9 protein-coding genes are annotated in these 7809 nt (G+C 71.2%); 3 read left to right on the forward strand and 6 right to left on the reverse strand.

Annotated features, from left to right (window positions below; translation table 11 throughout):
• The 3 genes from C1J00_RS33845 to C1J00_RS33855 all read right to left on the reverse strand — a co-directional run.
• Positions 1 to 780: acetate and sugar kinases/Hsc70/actin family protein (locus tag C1J00_RS33845; RefSeq protein WP_102912789.1), on the reverse strand; the 780-nt coding region annotated here is incomplete at its 3' end.
• On the reverse strand, positions 777 to 1151 hold the full coding sequence (locus C1J00_RS33850) for a TraR/DksA family transcriptional regulator (RefSeq protein WP_107501882.1): 375 nt from the start codon (positions 1149 to 1151) through the stop codon (positions 777 to 779). The genes C1J00_RS33850 and C1J00_RS33845, both read right to left, overlap by 4 nt.
• A 35-nt stretch (positions 1152 to 1186) precedes the next feature.
• Positions 1187 to 1471, reverse strand: coding sequence for a TraR/DksA C4-type zinc finger protein (locus C1J00_RS33855; protein WP_342751773.1), 285 nt, complete (start codon positions 1469 to 1471; stop codon positions 1187 to 1189).
• A gap of 888 nt (positions 1472 to 2359) precedes the next feature.
• Between C1J00_RS33855 and C1J00_RS33865 the strand changes: the two genes are divergently transcribed.
• The gene (locus tag C1J00_RS33865) at positions 2360 to 3274 is read left to right on the forward strand and encodes a HipA family kinase (protein WP_102912798.1); all 915 of its coding nucleotides are present in this window, start codon (positions 2360 to 2362) and stop codon (positions 3272 to 3274) included.
• The gene (locus tag C1J00_RS33870; RefSeq protein ID WP_102912791.1) at positions 3271 to 3603 is read left to right on the forward strand and encodes an Rdx family protein; all 333 of its coding nucleotides are present in this window, start codon (positions 3271 to 3273) and stop codon (positions 3601 to 3603) included. The genes C1J00_RS33865 and C1J00_RS33870 overlap by 4 nt, the downstream gene beginning before the upstream one ends.
• A gap of 1 nt (position 3604) precedes the next feature.
• Here the strand turns inward: C1J00_RS33870 and aceB are convergent, their stop codons facing one another.
• A complete protein-coding gene (gene aceB / locus C1J00_RS33875) occupies positions 3605 to 5230 on the reverse strand; it encodes a malate synthase A (protein ID WP_102912792.1) in 1626 nt (541 codons plus the stop codon).
• Positions 5231 to 5438: 208 nt separating this feature from the next.
• Positions 5439 to 6053, reverse strand: a complete 615-nt coding sequence (locus C1J00_RS33880; RefSeq protein ID WP_102912793.1) for a nucleotidyltransferase family protein — start codon at positions 6051 to 6053, stop codon at positions 5439 to 5441.
• Positions 6054 to 6296: 243 nt separating this feature from the next.
• On the opposite strand from C1J00_RS33880, the gene C1J00_RS33885 reads away from it, so the two are divergent.
• Complete coding sequence (locus tag C1J00_RS33885) at positions 6297 to 6626, forward strand: DUF5955 family protein (RefSeq protein WP_102912794.1); 330 nt, start codon at positions 6297 to 6299, stop codon at positions 6624 to 6626.
• Between the two features lie 375 nt (positions 6627 to 7001).
• Here the strand turns inward: C1J00_RS33885 and C1J00_RS33890 are convergent, their stop codons facing one another.
• Positions 7002 to 7799 carry an IclR family transcriptional regulator gene (locus C1J00_RS33890; protein ID WP_102912795.1) on the reverse strand — a complete coding sequence of 266 codons (798 nt, stop codon included), beginning with the start codon at positions 7797 to 7799 and terminating at the stop codon, positions 7002 to 7004.
• Positions 7800 to 7809: the final 10 nt, after the last annotated feature.

Here is a 7809-nt window from a genome sequence, read left to right on the forward strand (position 1 = left end):
GTGCAAATGGGGTCCCAGCGAGGGGTGGTGCTGGGCGGAGCGCAGGGCCTCGGCGGCTTCGCGCACGGCGGCCGTGTGCGGCTGGGGCACCGGCTGAACGGGCGCGTGCAGCTGCGCGGACAGCTGGGAGACCAGCTCCGGGCGCAGGGCCCCGCCCCCGGCGAGCAGCGGCCCGCGGTCAAGGGCGTCGACGAACTGCGGCAGCGGATCGTCGCGCATCATCGTGGTGACCACGGCCGTGATGTCAGTGACCAGATCCGCCGGGCCGCTGTCCTCCAGGTCGCGGGTGCCCCTGGCTTCCCGCCGGGCGGTCATGATCTCGCCGTCAGCCAGCAGCGCCACCTCGATCAGGTGGAAGCCGATGTCGATCACGAGCAGCGGACGAAACGGGTCAGCGCCGGTGGCCAGGGCGATGGCCATGACGCTGTCGAGCGCCAGCACGGTGCGCGGGCGCAGCATCTGAAGGGCGCCCACGGCGGTGGTGTAGTGCTGCTGGCCGCTGAGGACCGGCATGGTGAACGCGATCACCGGCTGCGCGTCCTTGGGGATGCGGTGGGCAAGCAGGCGGGACAGCATCCGCGCGGTACCGGCCGGATCGACGATGGTGCCGCGCTGGACGGGGTGGGCGGCGAGGTCGTCCGGGCCGGTGACGGTGGGCACGTCGATGATGCCGTGGCGGCCGGCTGTCCAGGCGCGGGTTCGGGCGCTGCCCAGGTCGATGGCGATCGCGGGGCAGCGTCGGCAGGCCGGCCACCGAGGGCGACGAGCAGTGGTGATCATGAGCGGGCCTCCCTGACCTGGTGGCAGCGCCCGCAGTAGCGGGCCTGCGGCACGATGCGCAGCCGTGTCGGCTCGATGGGGTGCCGGCACTGCTGGCAGATGCCGTACGTGCCCTGGTCCATGCGCTCGAGAGCGGCTTCGACGTCGGCGAGGACCATGCGGGCCGAGGCGCACAGCTTGAGGTGGACCTCCAGCTGGGCGACCGCAGCGCGTTCGCGGGCGCGCTGGGCTCGGGCGGGAGCGCCTTGCCAGAGCTGGGCGAGCTGGTCCAGGCGAAAGGCACGCTGCTCGTTGAGGTTCTCCCGCAGCGCAGACAGTTCGGCCGCGCTCAGGCCCGTACTGGTGACGGCATCGATGACCTGCTGGTTCACGACTTCACCGCTTTCCACAGGGGAGGCCGCGCTGATCAGCCGGCGCGCTGCCGGCAGGGCACGCAGCACCGCGCGTACGGAAGGATCTCCAGCCGCTCCATCGGGATCGACCTGCCGCACCCCTGGCAGATGCCGTACGTGCCCTGCTCCAGCCGCCCGAAGGCGGCGTCGATCTCCTTCAGCGCCTGTTCGATCGCCCCCCTCTGCACGACCCGTAGATCATCGGTCTGCGGAGCACCACCGGAGGCTTCGTCGACAGCCTGCAACTGGTCGAGACGTGCGCTGCGCTCGTGTTCCAGACGGTGGCGTGCCTCAGGCACACTGAGGCGTTCGACAGTAGAACCAGCGTGGGCCGTGGAGTTCAGCGACATCACGAAACAGTCCCTTCCCACATCAGCCGAGCAGGGAGACCACCGCGTTCACGGACACTCTCCCCTTGGCCTTCCACCCTCATCGCCAGGGCAGGAGAAGGCCATCGGGCGCAGGCCCCATTTCGTTGAGAACACACAGTGCAGACGGTCCAGCCCGGTGCCGGGCCGGCACGGTTCAGACGAAGGCATCCGGGAGACCCGCGGCGGCCGCAAAAACTTCCTGTACTCGCGCCTGATGTGCTGGGTCGTGGACCCTCGCGATGGATCCATCACGCTTGCCGAAGACATCGCCTCGCATTGGGCGCCGGGCACCAGGGGCGTTCCAAAGACCCAGGACAACCAGGAGCGCAGGGCACGCCTTCACACCATTCCGCATCCGGGCGAATTCCCGCTCCGGAACATCACGGCGGCCGAACTTCGCTCGTACACAGTCCGCGGCACCGAATAGCCGGCGTTGGCCAAGGCCGGCGTCACTCCGCCGCGCGCCAAGGGTGTGAAGGACTGGCAGTGGGAGGCGGCGCCGAAGGACGGTTTTCACGAGCTCGGCACACCTACGCCTCGATCATGCTGGAGGCGGGGGAGCCCGTGGTGGCGCTGGCGCGATGGCTCGGGCACTCCTCCCCGGCTGTCACGCTTGGTTACTATGCTCACTTCATGCCGGAGGCCGGAAGCAAGGGGCGCACCGCTATTGACGGACTGCTGGGGAGAGCGGGAGACGAGCATGCCGGCCGAAACTCCCCAGATTCTCCCCAGGATTGAACGGGGAGGTTTCCCGGATTGCACCGCGTTGGAGCTGGCCGTGAAAGGTAAGGCAATCGAAGTGTGGGGCCTTTGAAGATGCTGAGAGAGGTCACCGCGACCCGCTACATCGAACCCCTGCGATCCGGTGGCTCCGTCCCCGGAGTCGTCGAGGCCGACGACCTCGGCACTTACGTCGTGAAGTTCACCGGCTCCGCGCAGGGCCGCAAGGCACTCGTCGCCGAGGTGATCGTGGGGGAGCTGGCCCGCGCCCTCGGGCTGCGCTTCCCCGAGCTGGTCCTGGTGCACTTCGACCCCGCGATCGCTGACGACGAGCCGCATCAGGAGGTGCGGGGCCTGCACGCGGCCAGCGCGGGCCTCAACCTCGGCATGGACCACCTGCCGGGCGCCCGGGACTTCACCCCGGAGATCGCCCGGGTCTTCCCCGTCGACCCGCTGGAGGCGGGGAAGATCGTCTGGCTGGACGCCCTGACCGTGAACGTCGACCGCACGGTCCACAGTTCCAACCTGATGGTCTGGCCCACCCTCGGCGTCGCACCCCCGCGCCTGTGGCTGATCGACCACGGCGCCGCCCTGGTCTTCCACCACCGCTGGGACGCCACCGACCCCCGCAAGGCCTACGACTTCCGGCACCACGCCCTCGGCCACTACGGGCCCGACGTCCGGGCCGCCGACGCCGAGCTGGCGCCCCGGGTCGCCGAGGAGCTGCTGCGGCACATCCTCGCCGAGGTCCCGGACGCCTGGCTGGCCGACGAGCCGGGCTTCGCCACCGCGGACGAGGTGCGCGAGGCGTACGTGACGTACCTGCACGCGCGTGTGCAGGCCTCCCGGGACTGGCTGCCCACGGGCTTCCCCACCCGGGAGGAACTCGCCGCCGAGGAGGCCCTGCGGACGGCGAAGAACCAGCAAGGACGCCCCGCGTGGCTCAAGCAGGTGCCCGACCTGCACGGCAAGCCCGCGGTTCGGCAGGATGGGTCGGTGCACCTCGGATGACGGACGTTCAGCGGACCGAAACCGAACGGCCGGGGGACTCCCCGGGCGCCGCGCGGCGGGTCGAGATCGAGTACTGCACCCGGTGCCGCTGGCTGCCCCGTGCGGCCTGGCTGGCGCAGGAACTGCTCACGACCTTCGAGGCCGAACTCACGGAACTGGCCCTGAAGCCCGGCACGGGCGGGGTGTTCGTGGTCCGCGTCGGCGACGAGGTCGTCTGGGACCGGCGCGAGCAGGGCTTCCCGGAGCCGACGGCCGTGAAGCAGGCCGTACGCGACCGAGTGGCCCCGGGGAAACCCCTGGGCCACTCGGAGAAGCCGTCCGCGCAGTGAGTCAGCCCTTGAGCTGCTCGTACGCCGGGAGCGTCAGGAAGTCGGCGTAGTCCTCGTCGAGGGAGACCGTCAGCAGCAGGTCGTGCGCCTGCTGCCAGTTGCCGGCCGCGAAGGCCTCGTCGCCGATCTCGGCCTTGATGTTCGCCAGTTCCCCGGCGGCGACCTCACGGGCCAGATCGGCGGTGACCTGCTCGCCGTTGTCGAGGACGACCTCCGCGTTGATCCACTGCCAGATCTGGGAGCGGGAGATCTCCGCGGTGGCGGCGTCCTCCATCAGGTTGAAGATGGCGACGGCCCCCATGCCGCGCAGCCAGGCCTCGATGTAACGGATGCCGACCTGCACGGCGTTGACCAGACCCGCGTAGGTGGGCTTGGCGTCCAGCGAGTCGACGGCGATGAGGTCGGCCGCCTTGACGTCGACGTCCTCGCGCAGCCGGTCCTTCTGGTTGGGCTTGTCGCCGAGGACCTTGTCGAAGGACTCCATGGCGATCGGCACCAGGTCGGGGTGGGCGACCCAGGAGCCGTCGAAGCCGTCGCCGGCCTCGCGGTCCTTGTCGGCGCGGACCTTCTCGAAGGCGACCTTGTTGACCTCCGCGTCCCGGCGGGAGGGGATGAAGGCCGCCATGCCGCCGATGGCGTGGGCGCCGCGCTTGTGGCAGGTGCGGACGAGGAGTTCGGTGTAGGCGCGCATGAACGGGGCCGTCATCGTCACCGCGTTGCGGTCCGGCAGGACGAACCTGGCGCCGCCGTCACGGAAGTTCTTGACGATGGAGAACAGATAGTCCCAGCGGCCGGCGTTCAGCCCGGAGGCGTGGTCGCGCAGCTCGTAGAGGATCTCCTCCATCTCGTACGCGGCGGTGATCGTCTCGATGAGGACGGTCGCGCGGACCGTGCCCTGCGGGATGCCGCAGTACTCCTGCGCGAAGACGAACACCTCGTTCCAGAGGCGGGCCTCCAGGTGGGACTCGGTCTTGGGGAGGTAGAAGTACGGGCCCTTGCCGAGGTCCAGCAGGCGCTGGGCGTTGTGGAAGAAGTACAGGCCGAAGTCGACGAGGGCGCCGGGCACCGGGGTGCCGTCGGCGTCGACGAGATGACGCTCGTTCAGGTGCCAGCCGCGCGGGCGCATGACGACCGTGGCGAGTTCCTCGTTCGCCTTGAGGGCGTAGGACTTGCCGGACTTCGGGTCGGTGAAGTCGATGGTGCGGGTGTAGGCGTCGCTCAGGTTGACCTGGCCGAGGACCACGTTCTCCCAGGTGGGCGCTGAGGCGTCCTCGAAGTCCGCGAGCCACACCTTTGCGCCCGAGTTGAGGGCGTTGATGGTCATCTTGCGGTCGGTGGGGCCGGTGATCTCGACCCGGCGGTCGTTCAGGGCGTCCGGGGCGGGGGCGACCTTCCAGGAGTCGTCGGCGCGGATCGCGGCCGTCTCCGGGAGGAAGTCGAGGGTGGAGGTGCGGGCGATCGCGGCGCGGCGCTCGGCGCGGCGGGCGAGGAGCTCGTCACGCCGGGGTGTGAACCGCCGGTGCAGCTCGGCCACGAAGGCGAGCGCCGCTTCGGTGAGGACCTCCTCCTGCCGGGGCAGGGGCTCGGCGTCGACGATGGCCAGCGGGGACGGCGCTGGTGCGGACATGAACGGTCACTTCCTTCAGCGAGCTGTGAAGACGAGCCGGCGTGCTTGGCACCGGGTGCCAGTCTTCCCGGATACGGCGTTCGGCGTCCGCGGAGCAGACGGACGCTTCTGAACAGTGGATACTAGTTTCCTCATGGTGGAAGTTCAATCGTCTGTTGATGTCGAGATTCTCCGGGTCGAGGCAAGGTGGCGCTCCGTGCCACCCCGCTCACTCCAGGTGGGCCAGATCGGCTTCGGTGTCGATGTCGAAGGGCCGGGCGACGTCCCCGCACTCCACGAGGGCGACCTCCGGCCGGTGCTCCTTCAGGTAGACGCGTGCCCCTCGGTCTCCTTGCGCAGTCGCGGTGATGCCCGCCCAGTGGGCGGCGCCGAACAGCACCGGATGGCCGCGCACGCCGTCGTACGAGGCGGAAACGAGCGATTCCGCGCCCGTGTGGGCCGCGAGGACCCGGGCCACCGCCTCCGGTCCGATGCCGGGCTGGTCGACCAGTGACACCAGGGCGGCAGCCGCGCCCGTACCGGCGAGGGAGCCGAGCCCGGCGCGCAGGGAAGTCCCCATGCCCTGCTCCCAGTCGGGGTTGTCGACCAGGACGCACCCCGGCAGCGAGGCCCGGGCGCGCACCTCGTCGGCCTGGGCGCCCAGGACCACGTGGACGGTCGCGCAGCCGCCCTCGCGCAGCACCCGCACCGCGTGCTCCACGAGAGGCCGTCCCCGGTGCGGGAGCAGCGCCTTGGGCCGCCCGCCGAGCCGCCGTCCGCCACCGGCCGCCAGCAGCAGTCCCGCAACCACCGGTGCCTCGTTCGTCGTCTCCCGTGTCGTCATGGCTCCTGCATACCGCACGCCCCGTACAGGGGTGCGACGGTGCAAGGGGCGCGTCGGACGGGCGTGCGCCTCGGGCCAGAAAGTCACTCAGCGAAACAAGTCGATGACGCAATGGACTGGCGCCCGGCGGCCCGCGTCGTTTACTGTCGCCCGCACCGACCGGCCGGGTCTCCGACGGCTGCCCGGTGTGGGGGACTTGGCGTCGGAAGGGCATGCGCACGGTGAGGTGCGAGGGGGAGGACTGTGTTGCGGAGCGTCGAACAGAAGCGGCAGGGGCCCGTGACCGGCGGCGACGAGGACCCGCGCGTGACGGAGCTGCGCTCCGCCGTGTCGCGGCTGCGCCGCCGGCTGGCCGCCCATCCCGGCGAGTTCGCCGACCGGACCATCGCCGAGGAGGAACTGGCCAACGTGGCCGCCATGGCCGCCGACGGCATCCCCGAGATCCCCTGCCTGCGCCGCTCCCTGCTGCTGATCGCGGGCGCGATCGGCTCGGTGAGCGCGCTGTCCGCGGAGCTGACGGAGGTCCGGCGGGCGGTGGATCTCTTCGGCGGGCAGGTGCGGGGCCAGGGCTAGTCCTTCCCTGCACGCCGGGGCCCGGGAGACGCCGGGCCGGCCCCGGGCCCGTGGGGTTCCCGTGTGACGCGGGGCTGATCCGAGCTGTGGCGTTCCGTGCGGACGCCGGGCCGGCCCGAGCGCCAGGTGCCATTGCGGACGCCGGGCCGGTCCGAGTGCCGGGTTCAGCGCTGACGCCGGGCTGTCCGGGCCGCCAGGTTCCCGTGCAGACTCCGGGCTGGTCCGGGTCGCGGGGGTGAGTGCGGGCGCCGGGCCGGGCCGAGCGCCCGGTTTAGCGCTGACGCCGGGCCGGTTCGCGCGTCAGAGTGCGGAGTCGTCGCCGTTACGGCCCCGTCAGGGCGCGGTGGGGGCGCCGGGCCCTGAGGGTTCGCGCCGTTACGCGGGGCTCTGACTCGCGAGCGCCTCGGACAGTTCCCCCGCGACCTGCTGGAGCACCGGCACGATCTTGTCCGTCGCCGCCTCCGTGACCCGTCCCGCCGGGCCCGAGATGGAGATGGCCGCGGCGGTGGGGGAGTCGGGCACCGGGACCGCGAGGCAACGGACCCCGATCTCCTGTTCGTTGTCGTCGATGGCGTAGCCCTGCCGGCGCACGTCCTCCAGGGCCGCGAGGAACCCGTCGGGCGTCGTGATCGTCTTCTCCGTCGCCGCGGGCATGCCCGTACGGGAGAGCAGCGCCCGCACCTCCTCCGGCGGGAAACCGGCGAGCAGGGCCTTGCCCACGCCCGTGGAGTGCGGCAGCACCCTCCGGCCGACCTCCGTGAACATGCGCATCGAGTGCTTCGAAGGCACCTGGGCCACGTAGACGATCTCGTCCCCGTCCAGCAGGGCCATGTTCGCCGTCTCGCCGGTCTCCTCGACCAGTCGCGCCAGGTACGGCCGCGCCCAGGTGCCCAGCAGCCGGGAGGCCGACTCGCCGAGGCGGATCAGGCGCGGGCCGAGTGCGTACCGCCGGTTGGTCTGCTGACGTACGTACCCGCAGGCCACCAGCGTGCGCATCAGCCGGTGGATGGTCGGCAGGGGCAGGCCGCTGCTCGCGGACAGCTCGCTCAGGCCCACTTCCCCGCCCGCGTCCGCCATCCGTTCGAGCAGGTCGAAGGCGCGCTCCAGGGACTGGACGCCGCCGTTGGCGGAGGACCGGGCGGAGTCGGTGGTGCTGGCGCTGGACGTCGGCACGGCGCGTTCC

Source organism: Streptomyces cahuitamycinicus (assembly GCF_002891435.1).
Classification (GTDB): Bacteria; Actinomycetota; Actinomycetes; order Streptomycetales; family Streptomycetaceae; genus Streptomyces; species Streptomyces cahuitamycinicus.